Origin of the sequence: Bacillus sp. XT-2 (genome assembly GCF_025696525.1) — a bacterium.
In the GTDB taxonomy this organism is placed as follows: Bacteria; Bacillota; Bacilli; order Bacillales; family Bacillaceae; genus Bacillus; species Bacillus halotolerans.
On sequence record NZ_JAHVOC010000002.1, the window covers coordinates 440,470 to 460,375 of the forward strand.

Below are 19,906 nucleotides of genomic sequence, written 5' to 3' on the forward strand. Positions count from 1 at the left end.
AAAACGGGGGACATCAACTATGCTCAGGTCAATGCTAACGGCATCAACAACCTTAAACCAGCTGCAGCAGCAGATTGACACAATCAGCAGCAACCTTTCCAACAGCAACACATCCGGCTATAAGGCTAAGGATACGAATTTCTCTGAGCTCGTCAGACAGCAATTCGATCAGGTTGATGAAAAAAATGAAGAAGTGGCACAATCCCGAAAAACGCCGCCCGGCTTGCGCCTTGGTGTCGGAGCGATGATGAATTCACGGCTTGTATCCGATCAAGGAAGCATTAAGAAGACGGAGCGCGATCTGGATATCGCTTTTACGTCTCCTTACCAATACCTCCAGGTTAACGTGAATGGCAATCGCCAATATACGAGGGACGGAGCGCTTTATTTATCGCCTTCCGCTGATAATGCCAACCAGCTTCAGCTCGTGACAGGCAACGGTCATCCCGTGCTTGATGAAAACGGCAATGCAGTAAACATAGACAGCTCAATGAAAAAAATCACGATCAATGAAAACGGGACCTTAACCGCATCTAACGGGAATACGGTGCAGCGGTTTAATCTCGGGGTTGTCCAAGTGAACAATCCTCAAGAGCTGAAATCCGAAGGAAATAATCTTTTCTCCATTGATAATGCAGCAGCCTTTGAAGAGCTGAATGGCGCAAACAGACAAAACATCGGCATGCAGCAGGGTGCACTTGAGATGTCAAATGTGGATATTTCTAAGCAAATGACAGATTTGATTGCGTCTCAGCGTTCTTATCAGCTGAACAGCAGAACGATCACAATGGGTGATCAGATGCTCGGTTTGATTAATTCTGTAAGATAATCGAAAGATGGGCGTTTTCAATCAGCCGCGCATAATAAAAAAGGCGGCTTTTTCGAAATCGTCCTTTTTTTTGTAGTATTCCGTGATGTCCTCCAAAAGCACCTCTAAATCCACCCAAGCTTCGATTTTTTCTAATTCAAGCACATATTCAAGCAAGGTATCATAAGGATCTTCAGCAGACGTATAGAGCGCTTCAAGTGTTTTTAGTTTCAATTGAATTGTTTGAATGTTTACCTTTTCAGATAATTCTTTCCCTTTTTGCAAAACCGCTTTTCCTTCTGAGATCTTTTCTGTTTTAAAAAGAGCTCTGACGGATTCATACACACAGTGCAGATAGGATACTGGAGAATTGGTTTCAAATTCATGATTCTTCAATACCTTTTTAAAGTAGAGAAGAGCTTCATGGTCCTTCTTTTCGGTTGCTTTTAAAAAGCCCAAATTATAATAAGCGTGGCACAGCAGATTATCGTCATTTACCTGCTGGGTTTTCCTGATGATTTCTTTGAAAAGCTGTTCAGCCTCATCATAGCGCTCTTGATCAATATAGTTTACAGCGAGGAGCAGTTTGCAGCTGATCACCTTTTTGACATAGCCGAATTGATGCAAGTAGATATTTAATGCTTTTTCAACATATTGGATGGAAAGCGGCGGTGATTTCATCAAGTAATAGGCGCCGGCGGTTTGATAATAAAAGTCAGCGGCTTCAAATGCGTTTTGAATCGCGTGCAGGTACTGCTCAGCTTTTTTAAAACCATTCACCGCATGCTTCGGAGCGGTTTTGACCATTTCATATAATCCTGAGAAAAAATGCAGATAATATTTCAATTCATCATCCATTTTGTCTTCCTGTTCATATAACTCATGGAATAATGAATCCATCCCGTCCTGGTTTTCAAAAAGGAGCTGGTGGCGTGCGAAGAACAATTGATAACGCATCCAAAGTTTTGTGTTCTTTTTAAGTTTCGGAAGGTGCTGGTCGATTTTCTCTTTAAGTGCTGCTGCGTCATCCATTTTACGTTTGCCAATAGCGGTATACCACTCGTCTAACATTTTTTGAATTCTTTTTTCAATCAACTTCGAAATCATTTTCCTACCTCTTTGCTAATGGTAAAATCTATAATTATCATATCACAACTTTTGACGGCTCTCATTGACAGTTGGTTACACTTTGGGCGCCGGTTGAAAAAGAGGTTAATTCATAATATACTTTTCAAATGTACAGATTAGATCATAAATGATTGCTATACATACTAACGCAGATGAAGGAGATGTCAAGAGAATGCTTGATACTCAGCAAATTAAAGAAATTATTCCTCACCGCTATCCGTTTTTGCTCGTAGACCGGATTACGGAAGTTGAAGAGGGCAAACGGGCAAAAGGCTATAAAAATGTAACTGCTAATGAAGAGTTCTTTAACGGACATTTTCCGCAGTATCCGGTAATGCCCGGCGTATTAATTGTAGAAGCGCTTGCTCAAGTCGGGGCTGTTGCGATGCTGATTAAAGAAGAAAACCGCGGCAGATTGGCGTTTTTTGCAGGCATTGACAATTGCCGGTTTAAAAAACAAGTGAAACCTGGTGACCAGCTTCACCTTGAGGTGGAAATCACTCGTGCGAGAGGCACAATCGGGCGCGGAAAAGGCGTTGCCAAAGTTGACGGCGAAGTGGTTTGCGAAGTTGAACTGACTTTTGCCCTCGGCGATTAAGTGAAAAGAGACAGATGGGCAGCGGCACATTTGTCTTTTTTTCTTTCAAAACAAAAAAAGCAGGTGATTGTATGTGGAAAGAGTTTAAGACCTTTGCCATGCGCGGGAACATTGTTGACCTTGCGATTGGTGTTGTAATAGGGGGCGCGTTCGGTAAGATCGTCACATCGCTCGTTAATGATATCATTATGCCTTTAGTTGGCTTGCTTCTGGGAGGGCTTGATTTTTCGGGGCTGTCCTTTACATTCGGTGATGCGGTCGTCAAATACGGCAGCTTCATTCAAACCATTGTAAATTTCTTAATCATATCGTTCTCTATTTTTATTGTGATTCGGACTTTGAATCAATTGAAGCGCAAGAAAGAAGCGGAAGAAGAGGCTGAGGCGGAAGCGGCGGATGCGCAAGAAGAGCTGCTGAAAGAAATCAGAGATCTGCTGAAGCAGCAAACAAGGTCACCGGAATAAAAAAAGACTGCCGTCTGAGACGGCGGTCTTTTTTATGGCAGAACATATTTCTTCAAAATGTCCATTGTCATGCTTTTCGCTTCTGTGCCGGTACCGTCAATGTTCGTCACGAAACTGTACACTCCGTTTTCGGTTTTGACAAAGCCTGCATACCAGCCGATGCCTGAGCCTGAACCGGTTTTTCCATAAAGCGTATAATGATCCTCATCTTCCTGAATCATCATCCGCTTCACTGTCTTCATTACGCTTTTATCAAATGGCAGTTTTTCTTTGTATAAGGCTTCCATAAAGTCCGTTTGTTCCAGAGGAGAAATCTTAAGCGTGCTGCTCAGCCAAAATTGGTCAATGCCGCCGCTGATATCTTGATTGCCGTACGCTATTTTATCAATCCATTCTTTCATTCGCTCTTCTCCGATGTCTCGGGCCATCGCTTGATAATACCAAACAACGGAGTATCTCATGGCAGATCCTAGCGTGTGATCCTGATTCCATACATCGAGCTCACGTTTTACACCGTCCCAGTATTTGATGTCATATTCATCTTTAACGGCGCCTGTTTGTAATCCAATGAGCGCGTTTGGGACTTTAAAAGTCGATTGCGGCGCAAATCTTTGTGTCGCGCGTTGATCGCCGTAGACGAATGTTTTTTCATTTTTCAGATCACGTAAGATAAAAGTTCCGTCGTGATCAGTGAAAAACTCATTGACATTCATTTTCTTTAGATTAGGACTCTTCCCGGCAGCAACAGCTTCTCTAGGTGTTTGCAAACTTGATGTCAAAAGGACAGCTGCGCCGATAAGTGATAAAACAACCGCTTGAATTTTTCGCTTATTCATACGTGTCACCTCAGCAAATGTAAAATAAGAGAGGGGGATTTCCACTCTCTTTTATATCTTCTGCTTAAACGCCTCGATCAGCTTCGCTCCTGTATAGCCCTCTTTTACAAGAGATTCCAGAATGGTTTCAGTGCCTTGCTGTTTTCTTGTCACCATTTGTCCGTAAATTAAAACCGAGATGCTTTCTTCCAGTTCAGCAATATTCTTCACAGCTGCAGTCAGCTGGGCGGGGCGGTTGCTTTTTTTCGTAATCGTCACAAACACTTTGACTTCAGCTTGTTTTTTTTGAAGCTGGTCAAAAAAAGACAAGTGCTCCTTCGGAACAAGCGCTTCAATCAGCCAGTGATTTTCACCGTCTTCTTTATTGATAATCAGTCCGTCAATAAGGGGAAACTGTTCAATTGACTTTTCTTCCTTGTCCACTCGTTCCACGTTCAGATCAACCAGTTTAAAGGTTTTCATTTTTATCTCACCCCATTTACTTACAAAGAATTCTTAAAATGAATTATAACACATATTCATTTTTCCGTGAAAACGCTGTAATGCCGGGAACAATATATTTTGTCCTGGTACAACATTTAATAATTTCTATTTTTTCATTATACTGTAACTGACTATGGATTACGGAGAGGTGTGTATGAATCGATTTCATTTAAAGGAAATTTATATTGACGGCACTCCGGCGGATCAGCGTTTGATTCAAACGAACGAAGCTTATATGTTAAGCCGTAAAGATATTTTTGAGGTTCATCTATATAGGAAAGAGAGGATGATTTTTTTATACGAAACTTATGATGGGATGGAACAGTACAAAATCCAGCTGTCGCTCCCGGAAAAGAAGCTCAGCTTTCAGTGGTTTGCATGGGACGGCTCTTCTTATGTCTGTATGAATACGCAGCATTGGCTGACATCTAAATTGTTTTTCCGGTTTTTAAAAAATACATATTTCTTTAGAGGGAAAAAACAAAAGCTGTTTTTAGCTGAGGGAAAAATGAAAACGAAAGATAAAAACAGAGGCTGAAATGCGGTTTTGAGCGTTTTTCTTTTCTCGTTGCATCGTCTACAATACGTGTAACCGCAAGGAGAGGAGGAATCGCAATGTTCAATCAGGTCATGCTTGTCGGACGTTTAACAAAAGACCCTGAGCTTCGGTACACTTCTGCAGGCGCGGCAGTCACACACATTACGATTGCAGTTAACCGCAGCTTCAAAAATGCTTCAGGAGAAATTGAAGCGGATTACGTCAATTGCACGCTTTGGAGAAAAACGGCCGAAAACACGGCGTTATATTGCAAAAAAGGCTCTCTCGTCGGCCTAAGCGGACGGATTCAGACAAGGAGCTATGAAAATGCGGAAGGTGTCAAAGTGTACGTAACTGAAGTGATGGCTGATACTGTTCGTTTTATGGACCCTAAACCTCGGGAAAAAGCTGCCGATTGACATCCACCTGCTCCTCCCGCTTTAAATCCCATTCACGATTACTTTTCTTCGCATCATCCCCTCTGTATTGACCAGTCGACCAGACTGGTTTTTTCTTTCTGTTTGAGATAGGAAAAATTGGTTCTTGTGATGCATTTTTACTTAATTTCACTTAATAATATTGATTGTTAATATATAAAAACTTATAATTACTTAAAGATAACGTCATATGAAAAGGAATGAGGGCGTGTACCAAGAAGAAAGATTAGTAGTGATTGTGGATTATCTAAAGGAGCATAACCGCATTACAACCGAGCAGATCTGTACGCTCCTTCAGGTGTCCAGAGATACAGCACGGCGGGATCTTGTGAAGCTGGAGGAACAGAATGCCATTATTCGCACAAGAGGCGGCGCCATTCTGCCGTCTGTGCACCAGAAAATCCAAGGGTATTCCGGCCGGCTGAAAACAGTGTCCGAGGAAAAAAACAAGATTGGCAAACTCGCCGCATCACTGATCCAAAATGGCGACCGGGTTATTTTAGATGCGTCTACAACCGTTCAGGCGTGCGCCAAGCACTTAAATGCAGACGACTGTACGGTTATCACCAACTCCATTAATCTCGCGGAAGTGCTCTCAGACAAAGATGGTATTGAGATCTATCTTCTCGGAGGCAAGCTTGAAAAGGAGCATCGTTTCTTGTACGGCGCCTCTGTGATTGAAAAGCTTTCAAGCTATCACGTCGATAAAGCGCTGATCGGTGTTGTCGGCATTTCTGAACACGGCATTACGATCGCGCATGAAGAAGATGGGCTGGTGAAGCGAAAAATGATTCAGCAGGCGAAGCAGGTGATCGCCCTTGCGGATTATTCGAAGCTGGGAAGCACCGGTTTTTATCAGTACGCTGAGCTGAGTGAAATTGATCTCTTGATCACAGACCGGCTGCCGGATCAGGCGTTTTGCGACTTGCTTGACCTTAATGGCGTCGAACTTCTCGTGACAGAGCAGGATGAAAGAAAGGGCTGATAAACGTGAAATTGATTGCGACCGACTTAGACGGAACCTTGCTGAACAGCAAGCATCAAGTAAGCTCAGAAAATGAAAATGCTCTGCGGCAGGCGCAGCGGGACGGGATTGAGGTTGTTGTATCAACGGGACGCGCTTATTTTGATGTCGTGTCCATTTTTGAACCGCTCGGGATCAAAACGTGGGTCATCAGTGCGAACGGCGCTGTCATTCACGACCCTGACGGCAGGCTTTATCATTCGGAAACAATCGATAAAAAACGGGCGTATGACATTCTCTCGTGGCTTGAGTCAGAAAACTATTATTATGAGGTTTTTACAGACTCAGCTATTTATACGCCGCAAAACGGCAGGCAGCTCCTTGATGTTGAGCTTGACCGGGTCAAAAGTGCGAATCCAGAGGCTGATCTTTCTGTTCTGATGCAGGCAGCCGAGGTGCAATACAGTCAATCGGGCTTCGCTTATATCGACACGTTTCAAGAGCTTTTTGAGGAGGATAAGCAGATTGATTTTTACAACATTCTTGGCTTTTCTTTCTTCAAAGAAAAGCTGGAGTCCGGCTGGCAGAGATACCAGGAGGATAAAGATCTGACACTTGTCAGCTCTGCTGATCATAACTTTGAGCTTTCCTCCAAAAAGGCATCCAAGGGGCAGGCGCTGGAAAGGCTGGCAAAGCGGCTTAACATCCCAATGAAGGAAACAGCAGCCGTGGGCGACAGCTTAAATGACAGATCCATGCTGGAGGCTGCCGGAAAAGGCGTAGCGATGGGCAATGCGCGGGAGGACATCAAAGCGATAGCCGACGCTGTAACCCTGACCAATGATGAACACGGTGTTGCCCATATGATTCGGCACTTGCTGTAAGGTTTATCTTTTGAAAAAAAGTGCATCCTGTACATAACCGGCGTAACGGATTCTGTGAAATTCGGCGTGACGGCGATGAACGGAAAAAAGCTGGCTCTTTTAAGGAGCCAGCTTTTTTGTGGTTATTGTGCCTGAGCTGAGGCGCTTAATGTAAATAATTCTTCGAGCTCATCTGTGGACAGCTCGGTAATCCAGTTTTCGCTTTGGATAATTTGGTCGTTCAGCGTTTGCTTCGTTTCAAGCATCATATCAATTTTTTCTTCAATTGTTCCCGTTGTAATCATTTTATGGACGTGGACAAACCGCTCCTGCCCGATGCGGTATGCCCGGTCAGTGGCTTGGTTTTCAACAGCCGGATTCCACCATCTGTCATAATGAATGACGTGATTGGCGGCTGTCAGATTGAGTCCGGTTCCGCCCGCTTTCAGCGATAGAATCAATGTCGGGTATTCTTTCTTTTGAAATTTCTCAACGAGTGTATCGCGCTCTTGCTTAGAAAGACTCCCGTTCAAAAACTGCACAGGTTCGCCGAAGGTTTTTTCAAGCAATCGCTTCATCATGTTCCCCATTTGAATATATTGCGTAAAAATGAGACAGCTTTCGTTTTGGGCGCGGATCGCTGTCATCAGCTCAAGCAATTTTTCAAGCTTGACCGAACGTCCGGCCAGCAGCTCGGTTTGGTCTTCCTTCAAATAAAGCGCGGGATGATCGCATATTTGTTTAAGCCGTCCGAGCATGCTGAGGATCAGTGCTTTTCGCTGCATGCCTGTCAGTGACGTCATATGTTCAAAAGTGTCTTTCACCAGCTGCTCATAGAGAGACGCCTGTTCGGCTGACAGCGGAATAAACTCTTTTTGCTCCAGCTTGTCGGGAAGGTTTAATGCGACGTCCTCATCCCGTTTTGTCCGCCGCAGCAAAAACGGCCGGATTAATTGCTGAAGCTGTCCGATTCTTTTTTCGTCCCGGTCCTTTTCGATCGGCAATACATAGCGTTTATGGAAACCAGTCAGACTGCCGAGATAGCCTTTATTCATGAAGTCGAAAATCGACCATAGCTCAGTCAAGCGGTTTTCCATCGGAGTTCCGCTCAGCGCGATATGGTGAATGCCCTTCAGCTTTCTGATTGCACGTGATTGCTTCGTGTGCGCGTTTTTAATATTTTGTGCTTCGTCAAGACAAATTGTGTTCCATGTCACCGAAGAAAGCTCTTCAGAATCGGCATGCGACAGCCCGTAGGAGGTTAAGACAACATCCGCGTTATCATAATAGCCGGTGAAGTCTTCTCCTTTCGGACGGCGCGGGCCGTAATGGAGAGCGACCGACAGATTGGGCGCAAAGGTTTGAAGCTCCCGCTGCCAGTTGCCGAGGACGGATGTCGGCGCGATGATCAGATTGGGCGTGTTTTGCCGTCCGCTTTCCTTCACATGAAGAAAATATGCGATCATCTGAATGGTTTTTCCAAGCCCCATGTCATCAGCCAGACAGGCGCCAAAACCGCTTTGCCGCAGAAACAGCAGCCAGTTCATGCCGTATTTCTGATACGGGCGGAGCGTGCCTTGAAAGGAGGGGCTGACCTCATGCTCCGGCAGATTTTCCGCTGTTGTCAGCTTTCGAATCAGTGATCTGAGCTGTTTTGACAAGTCGAATTGAATACCGGCAAAAGCGGATGTATCCATGATGTCTGAGTCCTCAAGCCCGCCTTCCTGCTGATCCATCAGCTCACGTGCCAGAATATCAGACATATGGAGCCCTTCTGATTCCGCTTTCTCCATCAGCCGTTTCATCTGTTTGATAAACTGCGGATCTATTTTCACCCATTGCCCGCGAATATTGACGAGGCGCCTGTTGCTCGCGACAAGCTCGTTAAATTCATCCTCTGTCAGCTCAATGCCGTTTGTCGCAAACCGCCAGTTAAAATCAAGCAGCGCATTCATGCCGACAAATGACTCGCCGCGCGGGGCGGAAGACACCTTTGCTTTAAGCATCATGCTGCTGTCTCTGACAATCTGCCACCAGGATGGCAGGAGGATTTCAACGCCCATATCGACAAGCGTCTCACTTGCCTCTGACAGGAAAATCCAGGCTTCTTCCTCTGAAATCAGCGTGGTGCCGGAATCAAATGACAGCCACGGAACCGTTCGATGAAAGCGGTCCTGCTCGCGTGCGATTTTATCGCTGTAGGCCTGCCACGATTTTTTGAGGCTCTTCAGCCCGTCAAAAAATACAACCGCACCGCTCTTTTTATCGCGTAAAAACATTTCGATTTTCCAGTCATCGCCGTCAAAGTCTGGTTCATTCAAGCGGAGGCCGACCGTAAACGGGGTTTGATCGTCAACCCAGCCGATGCCTTCGAGAAAATCCTCTTCATCCAGAAAATGTCCGCGAAATGTTGTGACCGCAGGTGATTTTTCTTTGATATTTTCCCATTTTTCACGCAGTTCGTCGTCATATTGAATATAATCCTGCACCGCGGCTGAAAACCATTCCGCAGTAAAGCCATCCAGTATGCTGTCCCGATCCTTCCAGCGGAAAACACCGTTTGTCCATGCTTCGTAGTCAGGCAGGAAATCGCCGTCCGCGATAAATTCGTAAATGGTGGACGCTGCCTCAATCAGCGGTTCCGTTTCTTCTGTGAGCTGCACGGAGCTGAATGAGTTGAACGAGTTCTTGCCGAGAAGCTCTACAGTCATCCATGGAGAAAGCAAAACCGCGGTTGTCCCGATGAAGCTGACATCCTCAAGGAAGGTTCCGTAAAATGAGGATTCGTGCCATTGAAACAAATGCTTTTTCATGTGGCTGTAGGGAAGGGGCTGCTCATTCTCATCAAAGGCTGAGAGCGTGAATGACCCGTCTTCCATTTGTTCGACGTGAATAAGTATTTCTTTAAGACTCGCCATCAATCAACTTTCCTTTCTGCAGTTCTTCTTGAAGGGCGCGCAGGCGCTTGTAATGTGAGCTCAGCTGCTGAATATAGCGTTCCCATACCTTCAGTTTTTTCGCTTTTTTGTAGAGCGTCCGCAGTTTTTTCAAATACCGGGCTGCTTCCTTGTAAGAGGTGCGGTTTTTCTGGTCGATAAAAAAGGCCACTTCTCTGTGGTATGCGGGTATAAGGGCTTCGGGATCGCTCGCCGCGATTTCTTTGAGCATCGTTTTATCCATCTCATAAATTGAAAAGCCAACAAGGCTGTGGATTTCGATCCACTCGGCGTAACGCTTTTTCTCATATAAATGATGGCTGTATTCTGTGAAAGTATACGGCAGACAGCCTGCCGCATAGCGTTCAAACAGCGCCTGGTCATTGGTTTGCTTCACATACGCGTTCAGCAGAAGAAACAGCTCGCCAATCACGTCACGAATTTCTTTAAACGGCTTATCCAGCTTCGTATAACCAATCGCAATCGATTCAATCCGGAGGTACCATGCTTTGAGCCGTTTCCAATCCTTTTTTGCGGTGATTTCACTCAGCCATTGGAACGTATACGGCAGCGCTTCCGGCGGAAATTGGTCGGTTTCCGCAAAAATCGCGTCATCATGTTTCTGCAAAAATTCTAAATGCAGACGCCCGAATTGCAATTCAGGAGAAAATCGCCGCCCGGCTTCTTTTTGCAGGATCTCTTGCTCACGAGCAACCCATTTCGGCCGCGGCAGCAGCGCACTCCAAATTTCACCGAAAATGCGGATGCGTTCATATTGAAAAATATCTTCCTTCAATAAGAGATCCCGAATGACATCCGGCGTTTTCTCCAGAAAAGGATCGAGTGCAAACGACAGCGCGTACGTTTTTAATTTATCAATTGAGCTGTAGATCGTGTCCATCAGCTGTTCGACATAAGGATTGAGGGAATAAAAATCATGCTCGGGGTCCAGTTTTCCTTCTTCAATCAATGTAAACATGCGAAGCCACACCGCGATCGCTGAATGAATCTGATACAGGCTTTTCAGCTCCGGTTTGTTCGGGGCATGCTTTTTCAAAGCGGACAGATAGCCGTAATAGAGGCCCTGCATGTTTTGGCTGCCTTCAGCCGTGCGTACCTGCCAAAGAGAAAACTCTGAATCGAAAAAAGCAAGCCAGCTTGAAAGCGACTCTTCATTAGGCAGCACCTTCTCCTGGAATTGACGCCGGACGAGCTCTTTGCTTTCTTCAAGCTTTTCCCTCTCCAGCCAGTGCTCTGTAAAAGTTCCCACTCGTTCAAACATTGCATATACATATAAAAAAACAGCCAGCTTATGGCGGCAGATTCTCCCAGACGGACATGAACAGCCGCTTTTGGCTATGACAAATAAGTTCAATGTGACCCGCACAGGCACAACATCCTGCACGTAAGCCGTAACTTCCGTCGGACTCACTGCTTGTAAACGATAGACTGAATCCTGCCGATATAAAATAAGGGCTTTTTTGATCAGCTGAACATTTTCCTCGCTGTAAGGAAGAAGCTCTTTTAATTGTTCAGCCGACGCCAGCACATCGTCTTTAGAAATCATATTCTGAAGCATGATTATCGCTCCTAACCGAGTCACGTAATAAAAAGATCCAATTTCTCTATTATATCGCAACACAGCGGCATGAAAAAGTTTTTCCTAAAATAGGACATAAAAAATGGGATGTGTCGAATGATGTATTAGAGATTGCAAAACGAGAGCCGGCATCATATAATAATCGTGTTTTCAACTTAATGGAAGCTGAAAGGAATAAAATGATGAGTGAAAAGAAATTGAATCAAGAAGAATTTCTGAAAATTTTGATGCATGCACATGATATTGGTGAGCAGTCATCTGAGATGACCACAAAGGAAATGCTTGAAAATTTGATTTCTCATATTAAAAATGGATACGCAACATAAAAATCCCGCAGGTTTTTAGCGGGATTTTTTTCTGAATAATGACCGGAAGTAGAAAAAGATTCAGCTCTGGCAAGACAATAAATAGAGCGCTTACAAGATGGAAGCTGAAAAACTGTTATTGTAAATTTTTGTCGAATATTGTCATGTGAAAAGATGGAGAAATGCTGTTTTAACGTTGTATAATCGTATGGAAAAGGATGTTATAAGCTGATTTGGAGGTATCATGGGAGAATCTACTAGTTTAAAAGACATACTATCAACGTTAAGAAAACGCATACTTTTGATTATGATTGTAACCGCAGCTGCGACTGCTGCCGGCGGATTCATCAGTTTCTTCGCACTTACACCCATCTATGAAAATTCAACTCAGATCTTGGTCAATCAATCGAAAAACGACCAAAAAGAAGTCCAATTTAACGATGTCCAAACCAATCTTCAATTAATCAATACGTACAATGTCATCATTAAGAGCCCTGCTATCTTAGACGAAGTGATTAAAGAGATGGGCTTGTCGATGACATCCCAAGAGCTGAATGAAAAAATTACTGTTTCCAGCGAGCAGGATTCCCAAGTGGTCAATATTTCTGTCAGAGACGGGAGCGCGGAAACAGCGGCTCACATTGCCAACACTGTCGCATCTGTCTTTAAAGACAAAATCACTTCGATTATGAATGTTGATAACGTAAGCATTCTGTCAAAAGCTGAGGTTTCTGGACATCCGTCGCCTGTATCGCCAAAACCGCTGCTGAACATCGCCATCGCGTTTGCGGCAGGATTGGCAGGAAGCATCGGACTGGCCTTCCTGCTTGAGCATTTGGATAATACGATCAAATCGGAAGAGCAGCTCGAAACGCTGCTGGACATACCGGTATTAGGGACGGTTTCCACCATTGCGAATGAACAGAAAACAGCGAAGAGCTTAAAAGGCATTCAATCTGATAAAGCGGGGAGTGGACATTTTGGTGCTTAGAAAAAGCAAGGGCTCATGGAGTCGCAAAAATGTCATTGCGCTGACAGAGCCGAAATCCTTGAATTCAGAACAATATCGAACGATTCGAACAAATATAGAATTTTCTTCAGTGGACCGCCAAATGAAATCTGTGATGATTACTTCTGCGTGCCCTGGAGAAGGGAAGTCTACCACAGCTGCTAACCTTGCTGTCGTATTTGCACAGCAGGGAAAAAAGGTTTTGCTCATCGATGCAGATTTGCGAAAACCTACAGTACATACCACTTTTCAACTAGAAAATATGACAGGCTTAACATCCGTTTTACTGAAAAAATCCTCACTGAAACAGGCCGTGCAAATGTCTCAGGAACAAAACCTTGATGTGCTGACGAGCGGCCCGATCCCGCCGAATCCGGCCGAGCTGCTTTCCTCCAAGTGGATGGAGGAGCTTGCGGATGAAGCGTGTGCGGCCTATGACATGGTGATTTTCGATACGCCGCCTATTCTCCCTGTAGCAGACGCGCAAATTTTAGGGAACGTCGCAGACGGTTCCGTTTTGGTTATTTCAAGCGGAAAGACGGAAAAAGAAAAAGCCGCAAAAGCAAAAGAGGCGCTCGATTCGTGCAACAGCAAGCTCCTCGGAGCCATTATGAACGGCAAGAAACGCTCGAAGCACTCTGACTACGGATACTACGGACATGAAGACAATTTCATACAAAAATAAATAACGTGCATACTGCCCGTTATTTATTTTTGTGAAAAAAGGAGGCTTAGAAATGATTGATATTCACTGCCACATCCTCCCGTCAATAGATGATGGGGCAAGTAACCTGGACGACAGCATCGAAATGGCCAGGGCGGCTGTTCGTGAGGGAATCAGAACCATCATTGCAACCCCGCATCATAAGAATGGTTCATATGAAAACGAGCAAATCGCTGTCAGAGAAGCGGCAGACCTGTTAAACAAACGTTTAATGAAAGAGGAAATCCCGCTCACCGTACTGCCGGGACAGGAAATCAGAATCTACGGGGACTTGAAACGGGATTTGGCTGAAGGGCGGCTGCTGTCACTGAATGACACGAAATATATCCTGATTGAGTTTCCGTTTGATCATGTTCCGCGATATGCCGAGCAGCTTTTTTATGATTTGCAGCTGAAAGGATACATTCCGGTTATCGCGCATCCTGAACGCAATAGCGAAATTCGCGAAAATCCGTCCTTGCTGTATCATCTTATAGAAAAAGGAGCGGCATCTCAGTTGACAACCGGAAGTCTCGCAGGAGTTTTCGGGAAACAGATGAAAGCATTTTCGCTGCGGCTGGCTGAAGCCAATCTGATACACTTCTTAGCCTCAGATGCTCATAATCTGAAAACAAGAGACTTTCGCTATCAGGAGGCTCTCCGTGTTCTTGAGAAAGAATTCGGTACGGAATATTCTTATATGCTGACGGAAAATGCTGAGCTTCTTCTGCAAAATCATGCGATTTACAGGCAGGCACCGAAGCCGGTCAAAAGAAGAAAACGATTCGGGCTCTTTTGATCTGCAATTCTCATTTCCCCACTTTCTTTGTGAGAACGATATAATAGTATATTGTATGATTGAATCATATTTCAGAAATCTGTACAGGTTGTTTCCGGGAGATCATCCGCATTCATGTCAGGATATTCTCATACGATAATACGGAAGCTGTAAAGCAGCAATTTAACTGTTGGAGGGAAACAATGAATATAACAGTCATTGGAACAGGCTATGTCGGTCTTGTGACAGGTGTTTCTCTTTCTGAGATTGGCCATCATGTAACTTGCATTGATATTAACGCTCACAAGATTGAAGAAATGAGAAAAGGGATTTCCCCTATATTTGAACCGGGTCTTGAAGAGCTGATGAGAAAAAATATAGCTGATGGGCGGCTGAGCTTTGAAACGAGCTACGAGAAAGGCTTAGACCAGGCAGAGATTATTTTTATAGCGGTCGGCACACCGCAAAAAAACGACGGACATGCGAATCTGGAGCATATTACTGATGTGGCCAAGCGTATTGCCCGGCACGTGACGCGAGATGCGATCGTCGTAACGAAAAGCACAGTGCCTGTCGGAACAAATGATTGGATTTACGAGCTGATTACCAAACATCTTGCGGAGCCTGTCAGTATATCGATCGCATCCAACCCAGAATTTTTACGTGAAGGGTCAGCCATCCATGACACGTTTCATGGAGACAGGATTGTGATCGGAACAGCCGATCAGGACACCGCCAGAAAACTGGAAGAGCTCTTTCTTCCGCTCGATATCCCGGTTTACCAAACGGATATCAGAAGCGCCGAGATGATCAAATATGCTTCAAATGCCTTTCTGGCCACTAAGATCAGTTTTATAAATGAGATTTCGAATATATGTGAAAAGGTCGGCGCTGATATTGAATCTGTCGCATACGGCATGGGACAGGATAAGCGGATCGGGAGCCAGTTTTTAAAAGCGGGCATTGGCTACGGCGGTTCTTGTTTCCCGAAGGATACGAACGCCCTTGTGCAAATTGCGGGCAATGTCGAGCATGATTTTGAGCTGCTGAAATCGGTCATCAGGGTCAACAACAATCAGCAGGCGATGCTGGTTGATAAAGCGCTGAACAGGCTTGGCGGAGTGACGGGAAAAACGATCACCCTTTTGGGGCTGTCATTTAAACCGAACACGGACGATATGAGAGACGCGCCGTCGATTGTCATTGCTAACCGCCTCGCCGCACTAGACGCCCATATCAAAGCCTTCGATCCCATTGCCGTCAGCCATGCGAAGCATATTTTGCCGCAGGCTGTTGAATACAAAAAAACGATTGCGGAAGCTGTTAAGGGGGCAGACGCCGTCATGATTTTAACGGACTGGGATGAGATTAAACAATTTTCATTAGCAGATTATCATGATTTGATGGAGCAGCCGCTGATTTTTGACGGGCGAAATTGCTATTCATTAGAAGAGGCTGCCGCCGCCGGAGTGGAATACTACTCTGTAGGCCGGAAAGCGGTTGTTCCGGCAGGGGCAATGTCATAGATGTAAAGGAAAGACTGGCGGGATGCCGGTCTTTTTTTTGTATCCATCTTTTATTGTATACGATGGATATATTCGCTAAGGTTTACCTATTGTTTGAAACTAGAGGGTGCTGCCTACAGATTTTCAGTTTGAGCAATACGCGGGCATAGGGACAGTTGAATTCTTTGATTAATTCGGTTGGAATACGCGTATAAAGAACATCCCATCATGCTTTTACAAATTGATTCAGATGATGATATTGATTTGTTGTAGGGAGACGTCGGCATCGCAAATCTTTTCAGCACACCTGATGATTTAAGGGGAAAAGACTTTTCAAACGTTCTGTACAATTGGGACTGCAGCTAATACAAGCTTTTGATCCAAAGGGTCACTCCTGATGCCAATAGGGTCAGAAGCGGAAATGAAATAAGCCAAACAATAAAATCAGGCGCGGCTGAGTCAATACAGAACATAAATATGACCAATAAGCAGAGCACTGTAAGCGGCATTGACCAAAGGCCGTGTTTTCTAAACAATAAAGTGCCTGCCATTCCAAATACAAAGAAGGACAGAAAAGGAAAAACCACGAAAAATAACATCATCGGACTGAAAAAACTCATTGTCATCCCTCCGTTTCACCTCTTAATCTTTACAAGATTTTACCACATAAGAAAATGAGCAGATCATCAAATCTGCCTCTTTCAAGTGTCTTTTTGACTAAGACTTTAGAATTTCTAACCATATAAAACGCTCGCATTGACCTTATAACGAACAAAAAAGAGACTTTAGACCTCCTTATCCAGAGCATTATAAGCCTAAATTAAGCCGTTTACCCTATTTAAGCCGCCTTCCGGCTATTTTAAAATATAATATATGGAAATAAAGTATGGAAAAGTCTATCTTCATCAGCCCCTCCATACGACTTTTTGAGTATTAAGAGGTGATACAGATGGGTTATGAAAGTGTATTAGCAAATATCAAAAGTTCACTTAACGGAAAAATTTCAGACGTTGAAGACAAGATTGAAAAGCTGAAAAAAGCAAAAAAGGATATAGACACACTGCAAGAAGAGGCAATTACTGAAATCAAAGAAATTGTGAAACCGGAATTAGGCAAGCATTGGACGGGAACAAAAGCTGATGATTTCGACAAGGGAAGAGAAGAGGCAAAATCGGAAGCATCCAAGATTGTGAATGATAAATATAACCATTATATGTCTTTAATTCAGATGGAGATTATTCAGTTGGAATCTATGAAATTTCTCTATGACAAAGAATTAAAGCTAGCGAATTTTGCTGGCGATACTCTTGCTAAGGGTGAAGAATTCTTGGAGGATGCTGTTAATCAAATTAAATCTATTAAATTGTGGTGATCTTTTTTATGTCAGAAATTAAATTGAAATACGATACCGTAATTAAAACATTAGAGTCTGTCAAAGATGCGCTTGCTGACGTATCAATCGGCGCCGCGGGGTCCAATGGAAAAAACAAACTCGATTATACGAAAAAATATCATGAGCGTGAGGAGAACATCAAAACCATGCTCGGAGATTACAAAAAAGCGGTACAGAAAAATATCGAGGATACGAAGGATAATGTTGATTCACTGAAAGAGCAGGATGAGGCGATCGCAGTAAAATAGAAGAGAAAGGGCAGTGCGATGAGTAAAGTATTTGAATCACAATCTTTAATCGATGAAGCGAAAAATAGAAAAAAGCAATATGAGACGCTGGAAGAGCAGCTGAACACGCTAAAAAAGGCGTTTCAGGAAGTTGCTGATTTAGGTGACGATTTTAAAGGAAAAGGCGCGGACAATATTAAGGACTTCTTTCAGGGACAGGCGGAAATCGCCGACAGCTGGCTGACGCTTGTTTCTGCTCAAATTGCGTTTTTAAACGGCATTTCCGGTGATATTAAAGATCAAGAACTCAGTGATTCATATGTGGAGACGTCATTTTTGGATCATGAGCTCCCCAATGGAGACTTAAAAGCCTCAGAAATTGTCTCCGCTCATAAAGCAGAAATCGATTCTATTTTGTCAGGCATCAGCGATATTATTGATCTCGACATGTACACGCTTGACAACTATGCAGATAAGATGGGAGATGCCCAAAAAATCAGGCGTGACACGATCACGGCAGTCGATAAGCTTGATGAATCCCTGACCACTGAATATCAAAATTTAGAATCTCTGGACAACGCAGTGCTCAGCAAATATTCTGTTCTTATGCAGGCCACCAGCAATGGGAAAAGCGCATCCCCTATGTACTATGACAAAAAAGCCTTCCACAGCAATGAAGTCTACAAAAGCGTGATTGATGTTGAAAAACAGGGAACAACCTATATTGACGCAAAAGCCCAGCAAGCCGAAGCAAGACGGCTTCAGGAAAAAGCGGAGGAAGAAGCGAACAAACCGTGGTACGAAAAAACATGGGACGGGATTTGCACCTTTACCGGTGAAGTCTCCGGCTATTATGATTATAAAAGAGCAACGGAAGGCGTTGACCCGGTTACCGGAGAAAAACTCTCCGCCGCAGAACGTGTGACAGCAGGAGCAATGGCCGCAGCCGGATTCATCCCAGTCGTTGGCTGGGCAGGCCGCGCCTTCAAAGGCGGAAAAGCGATCTACAAAACCGGAAAAGCAGCTATCGCGGCGGAACACGCTTTAGATGCCTACAAAACAGGCAAGTCTTTAGACATTCTAAAAATGTCAGAAATGGGCGCATACGGCCTTGTTGCGTCAAACGGATTCTCTGAAGCTGTCACAGGAAGAGATATGTTTGGTAACGAAGTGTCTGAGGAGAAGCGGAAGCAAGGGGCGCTGGAAGCTGCACTAAGCTTAGTTGGAGCAGGCGCATTGGCGAAAAATATTGATAAAGGCATCCCGCTTGCAACCCATTCAAAAGTCCAAAAAGCAAACAAGACACTCGAAAAAGTAAAACAATTCAAAGTCCCGACAAATGTCCGCGTGTACGCAGAACGCCCAGTAACTCCGGATGGCTTCACGTTCGGAATCCCGACAGTCCGTGTCGATGTGGAAACGAAATCTGTTAAAGATCTTGGGATTGTGAAGATGGCGAGTAGTGGTGGCGGGAATAGTAAGAAACTTTTCGGTCAAAATGGAACTCAGATTGCAAGTAAGACAACATGGCAAAATGGGAAGACAGAAAGAATAGACATTGAAAACCCAAATCCAGGGCAAAGAGAAGGTCAAATTCACTATCATGAGCCAAATAATAAAAAATGGTACTTTGATGTTGAAACAAGAAAGTTTTATGACCAAAAAACAGGCGAAGATGCACCTAGCAAAATTCAAAAAGTACTTAAAGACAAAAGCGTTCAGAAAGCTATAAATAAGGGATTGAAATTTTTAGGTGAGGATCCTGTATTTTAGTATAGGAGTGTAGATTATAATGGAATATACAAATAAAAATATGAAAAGACTAAAAGAACGACTTGAAGATTTGAGCAATACAAATAAAGTTGACCTATCTAATTTAAAGGATATTATTTCACCTAATATAGTTAAAGTAGACGATTGCTTTATTCTAGATCTAGAGGATGAGTTAACTGATAATCCAACTATAAATTGGAATAGAATTTTAAAAATGTATGGGGATAAAACGGGGTATGAAGCATCGTGTAATGAACTTCGCATAAACGATTATTTAGACTACAGTGATTTGTCCGGTGAAGAGATTTTACTTTATGCGCTTCAGATAGTGGATGGTTGGGAACACCATTTAAAAGAAAAATTCCCTGAACATAAATTTGTTGTGATTCTAAGTATTGATGAAAGTTTTGCGACACTTAGATTTTATAAATATAGAGAAGAGGAAAGCAGTTGGCTAAAGGCCGACATTGAAGAGTACGGTAACGAAGCTATCCTTGTAAAAGAAATTAACTCTGGTAATTAAATTTAACTAAAAAGCAGGTAGTTATACTGTACCTG

Annotated in this window: 22 protein-coding genes and 1 pseudogene; 17 read left to right on the plus strand and 6 right to left on the minus strand. The window is 43.8% G+C overall.

All coding sequences use genetic code 11. From position 1 onward, the window contains the following. Positions 1–19: 19 nt before the first annotated feature. Positions 20–829: a flagellar hook-basal body protein gene (locus KXD37_RS08340; RefSeq protein WP_106019695.1), complete on the plus strand. Its 810-nt coding sequence runs from the start codon at positions 20–22 to the stop codon at positions 827–829. A 21-nt stretch (positions 830–850) separates the two neighbouring features. On the opposite strand, the gene KXD37_RS08345 is transcribed toward KXD37_RS08340, so the two are convergent. Further along, positions 851–1,915, minus strand: a complete 1,065-nt coding sequence (locus tag KXD37_RS08345) for a tetratricopeptide repeat protein (protein WP_024123117.1) — start codon at positions 1,913–1,915, stop codon at positions 851–853. Between the two features lie 193 nt (positions 1,916–2,108). Here KXD37_RS08345 and fabZ point away from each other — a divergent pair, with 193 nt between their 5' ends. Together fabZ and mscL are read left to right on the plus strand one after the other, a co-directional pair. Beyond that, positions 2,109–2,534 (plus strand): 3-hydroxyacyl-ACP dehydratase FabZ, encoded by a 426-nt coding sequence (gene fabZ, locus KXD37_RS08350; protein ID WP_106019694.1) that lies wholly within the window; start codon positions 2,109–2,111, stop codon positions 2,532–2,534. A 71-nt stretch (positions 2,535–2,605) separates the two neighbouring features. Then, positions 2,606–2,998 (plus strand): large conductance mechanosensitive channel protein MscL, encoded by a 393-nt coding sequence (gene mscL / locus KXD37_RS08355; protein WP_024123115.1) that lies wholly within the window; start codon positions 2,606–2,608, stop codon positions 2,996–2,998. Positions 2,999–3,030: 32 nt separating this feature from the next. On the opposite strand, the gene blaOXA is transcribed toward mscL, so the two are convergent. Together blaOXA and KXD37_RS08365 are read right to left on the minus strand one after the other, a co-directional pair. After that, positions 3,031–3,834, minus strand: a complete 804-nt coding sequence (gene blaOXA / locus KXD37_RS08360; RefSeq protein WP_101859828.1) for a class D beta-lactamase — start codon at positions 3,832–3,834, stop codon at positions 3,031–3,033. Positions 3,835–3,885: 51 nt separating this feature from the next. Further along, positions 3,886–4,296 (minus strand): YwpF-like family protein, encoded by a 411-nt coding sequence (locus tag KXD37_RS08365; RefSeq protein WP_059292379.1) that lies wholly within the window; start codon positions 4,294–4,296, stop codon positions 3,886–3,888. 175 nt (positions 4,297–4,471) lie between these two features. Here KXD37_RS08365 and KXD37_RS08370 point away from each other — a divergent pair, with 175 nt between their 5' ends. The 4 genes from KXD37_RS08370 to KXD37_RS08385 all read left to right on the plus strand — a co-directional run bounded on the left by KXD37_RS08370 (position 4,472) and on the right by KXD37_RS08385 (position 7,140). Next, positions 4,472–4,855: a hypothetical protein gene (locus KXD37_RS08370; RefSeq protein ID WP_024123112.1), complete on the plus strand. Its 384-nt coding sequence runs from the start codon at positions 4,472–4,474 to the stop codon at positions 4,853–4,855. Positions 4,856–4,932: 77 nt separating this feature from the next. Further along, complete coding sequence (gene ssbB / locus KXD37_RS08375) at positions 4,933–5,274, plus strand: single-stranded DNA-binding protein SsbB (protein ID WP_106019692.1); 342 nt, start codon at positions 4,933–4,935, stop codon at positions 5,272–5,274. A 226-nt stretch (positions 5,275–5,500) separates the two neighbouring features. Next, complete coding sequence (locus KXD37_RS08380) at positions 5,501–6,277, plus strand: DeoR/GlpR family DNA-binding transcription regulator (protein ID WP_106019942.1); 777 nt, start codon at positions 5,501–5,503, stop codon at positions 6,275–6,277. 5 nt (positions 6,278–6,282) lie between these two features. After that, positions 6,283–7,140: a Cof-type HAD-IIB family hydrolase gene (locus KXD37_RS08385; protein WP_106019691.1), complete on the plus strand. Its 858-nt coding sequence runs from the start codon at positions 6,283–6,285 to the stop codon at positions 7,138–7,140. A 122-nt stretch (positions 7,141–7,262) separates the two neighbouring features. Here the strand turns inward: KXD37_RS08385 and KXD37_RS08390 are convergent, their stop codons facing one another. Continuing rightward, on the minus strand, positions 7,263–10,037 hold the full coding sequence (locus KXD37_RS08390) for a DEAD/DEAH box helicase (RefSeq protein ID WP_255002085.1): 2,775 nt from the start codon (positions 10,035–10,037) through the stop codon (positions 7,263–7,265). Next, entirely contained in the window at positions 10,024–11,634 is a 1,611-nt protein-coding gene (locus KXD37_RS08395) for an SWIM zinc finger domain-containing protein (RefSeq protein WP_106019690.1), read from the minus strand. Before KXD37_RS08395 ends, KXD37_RS08390 begins: the two co-directional genes overlap by 14 nt. A 203-nt stretch (positions 11,635–11,837) precedes the next feature. On the opposite strand from KXD37_RS08395, the gene KXD37_RS08400 reads away from it, so the two are divergent. The 6 genes and pseudogenes from KXD37_RS08400 to KXD37_RS08425 all read left to right on the plus strand — a co-directional run. After that, a complete protein-coding gene (locus tag KXD37_RS08400) occupies positions 11,838–11,981 on the plus strand; it encodes a hypothetical protein (protein ID WP_010332161.1) in 144 nt (47 codons plus the stop codon). Positions 11,982–12,204: 223 nt separating this feature from the next. Beyond that, the gene (locus tag KXD37_RS08405) at positions 12,205–12,951 is read left to right on the plus strand and encodes a YveK family protein (protein WP_024123106.1); all 747 of its coding nucleotides are present in this window, start codon (positions 12,205–12,207) and stop codon (positions 12,949–12,951) included. Continuing rightward, positions 12,941–13,654, plus strand: a complete 714-nt coding sequence (locus KXD37_RS08410) for a CpsD/CapB family tyrosine-protein kinase (RefSeq protein ID WP_263463477.1) — start codon at positions 12,941–12,943, stop codon at positions 13,652–13,654. Before KXD37_RS08405 ends, KXD37_RS08410 begins: the two co-directional genes overlap by 11 nt. Before the next feature lie 52 nt (positions 13,655–13,706). Next, on the plus strand, positions 13,707–14,471 hold the full coding sequence (locus KXD37_RS08415; protein ID WP_263463478.1) for a tyrosine-protein phosphatase: 765 nt from the start codon (positions 13,707–13,709) through the stop codon (positions 14,469–14,471). A gap of 182 nt (positions 14,472–14,653) precedes the next feature. After that, entirely contained in the window at positions 14,654–15,976 is a 1,323-nt protein-coding gene (locus KXD37_RS08420; RefSeq protein WP_106019688.1) for a UDP-glucose dehydrogenase family protein, read from the plus strand. 177 nt (positions 15,977–16,153) lie between these two features. Then, positions 16,154–16,321 (plus strand): annotated as a pseudogene (locus KXD37_RS08425) (DUF1963 domain-containing protein); the annotation flags it as partial. Here the strand turns inward: KXD37_RS08425 and KXD37_RS08430 are convergent. Then, positions 16,318–16,575, minus strand: coding sequence for a hypothetical protein (locus KXD37_RS08430; protein ID WP_263463479.1), 258 nt, complete (start codon positions 16,573–16,575; stop codon positions 16,318–16,320). The pseudogene KXD37_RS08425 and the gene KXD37_RS08430 sit on opposite strands and share 4 nt — an antisense overlap. A gap of 329 nt (positions 16,576–16,904) precedes the next feature. Between KXD37_RS08430 and KXD37_RS08435 the strand changes: the two genes are divergently transcribed. From KXD37_RS08435 to KXD37_RS08450, 4 genes are read left to right on the plus strand one after another with little or no spacing between them, the layout of a single operon-like run. Next, positions 16,905–17,327 carry a DUF5082 family protein gene (locus KXD37_RS08435; protein ID WP_024123101.1) on the plus strand — a complete coding sequence of 141 codons (423 nt, stop codon included), beginning with the start codon at positions 16,905–16,907 and terminating at the stop codon, positions 17,325–17,327. 8 nt (positions 17,328–17,335) lie between these two features. Beyond that, positions 17,336–17,596: a YwqI/YxiC family protein gene (locus tag KXD37_RS08440; protein WP_044159631.1), complete on the plus strand. Its 261-nt coding sequence runs from the start codon at positions 17,336–17,338 to the stop codon at positions 17,594–17,596. Positions 17,597–17,614: 18 nt separating this feature from the next. Continuing rightward, positions 17,615–19,348: a ribonuclease YeeF family protein gene (locus tag KXD37_RS08445; protein WP_263463480.1), complete on the plus strand. Its 1,734-nt coding sequence runs from the start codon at positions 17,615–17,617 to the stop codon at positions 19,346–19,348. 19 nt (positions 19,349–19,367) lie between these two features. Beyond that, entirely contained in the window at positions 19,368–19,871 is a 504-nt protein-coding gene (locus KXD37_RS08450) for a hypothetical protein (RefSeq protein WP_106021931.1), read from the plus strand. Positions 19,872–19,906 lie beyond the last annotated feature (35 nt).

Excerpts from the sequence above, each read along its gene's own strand:
- KXD37_RS08340 (WP_106019695.1), top strand. The coding sequence starts at position 20 with ATGCTCAGGTCAATGCTAACGGCATCAACAACCTTAAACCAGCTGCAG.
- KXD37_RS08345 (WP_024123117.1), bottom strand. The coding sequence starts at position 1,915 with ATGATTTCGAAGTTGATTGAAAAAAGAATTCAAAAAATGTTAGACGAG.
- fabZ (WP_106019694.1), top strand. The coding sequence starts at position 2,109 with ATGCTTGATACTCAGCAAATTAAAGAAATTATTCCTCACCGCTATCCG.
- mscL (WP_024123115.1), top strand. The coding sequence starts at position 2,606 with ATGTGGAAAGAGTTTAAGACCTTTGCCATGCGCGGGAACATTGTTGAC.
- blaOXA (WP_101859828.1), bottom strand. The coding sequence starts at position 3,834 with ATGAATAAGCGAAAAATTCAAGCGGTTGTTTTATCACTTATCGGCGCA.
- KXD37_RS08365 (WP_059292379.1), bottom strand. The coding sequence starts at position 4,296 with ATGAAAACCTTTAAACTGGTTGATCTGAACGTGGAACGAGTGGACAAG.
- KXD37_RS08370 (WP_024123112.1), top strand. The coding sequence starts at position 4,472 with ATGAATCGATTTCATTTAAAGGAAATTTATATTGACGGCACTCCGGCG.
- ssbB (WP_106019692.1), top strand. The coding sequence starts at position 4,933 with ATGTTCAATCAGGTCATGCTTGTCGGACGTTTAACAAAAGACCCTGAG.
- KXD37_RS08390 (WP_255002085.1), bottom strand. The coding sequence starts at position 10,037 with ATGGCGAGTCTTAAAGAAATACTTATTCACGTCGAACAAATGGAAGAC.
- KXD37_RS08395 (WP_106019690.1), bottom strand. The coding sequence starts at position 11,634 with ATGCTTCAGAATATGATTTCTAAAGACGATGTGCTGGCGTCGGCTGAA.
- KXD37_RS08400 (WP_010332161.1), top strand. The coding sequence starts at position 11,838 with ATGAGTGAAAAGAAATTGAATCAAGAAGAATTTCTGAAAATTTTGATG.
- KXD37_RS08405 (WP_024123106.1), top strand. The coding sequence starts at position 12,205 with ATGGGAGAATCTACTAGTTTAAAAGACATACTATCAACGTTAAGAAAA.
- KXD37_RS08415 (WP_263463478.1), top strand. The coding sequence starts at position 13,707 with ATGATTGATATTCACTGCCACATCCTCCCGTCAATAGATGATGGGGCA.
- KXD37_RS08420 (WP_106019688.1), top strand. The coding sequence starts at position 14,654 with ATGAATATAACAGTCATTGGAACAGGCTATGTCGGTCTTGTGACAGGT.
- KXD37_RS08430 (WP_263463479.1), bottom strand. The coding sequence starts at position 16,575 with ATGAGTTTTTTCAGTCCGATGATGTTATTTTTCGTGGTTTTTCCTTTT.
- KXD37_RS08435 (WP_024123101.1), top strand. The coding sequence starts at position 16,905 with ATGGGTTATGAAAGTGTATTAGCAAATATCAAAAGTTCACTTAACGGA.
- KXD37_RS08440 (WP_044159631.1), top strand. The coding sequence starts at position 17,336 with ATGTCAGAAATTAAATTGAAATACGATACCGTAATTAAAACATTAGAG.
- KXD37_RS08445 (WP_263463480.1), top strand. The coding sequence starts at position 17,615 with ATGAGTAAAGTATTTGAATCACAATCTTTAATCGATGAAGCGAAAAAT.
- KXD37_RS08450 (WP_106021931.1), top strand. The coding sequence starts at position 19,368 with ATGGAATATACAAATAAAAATATGAAAAGACTAAAAGAACGACTTGAA.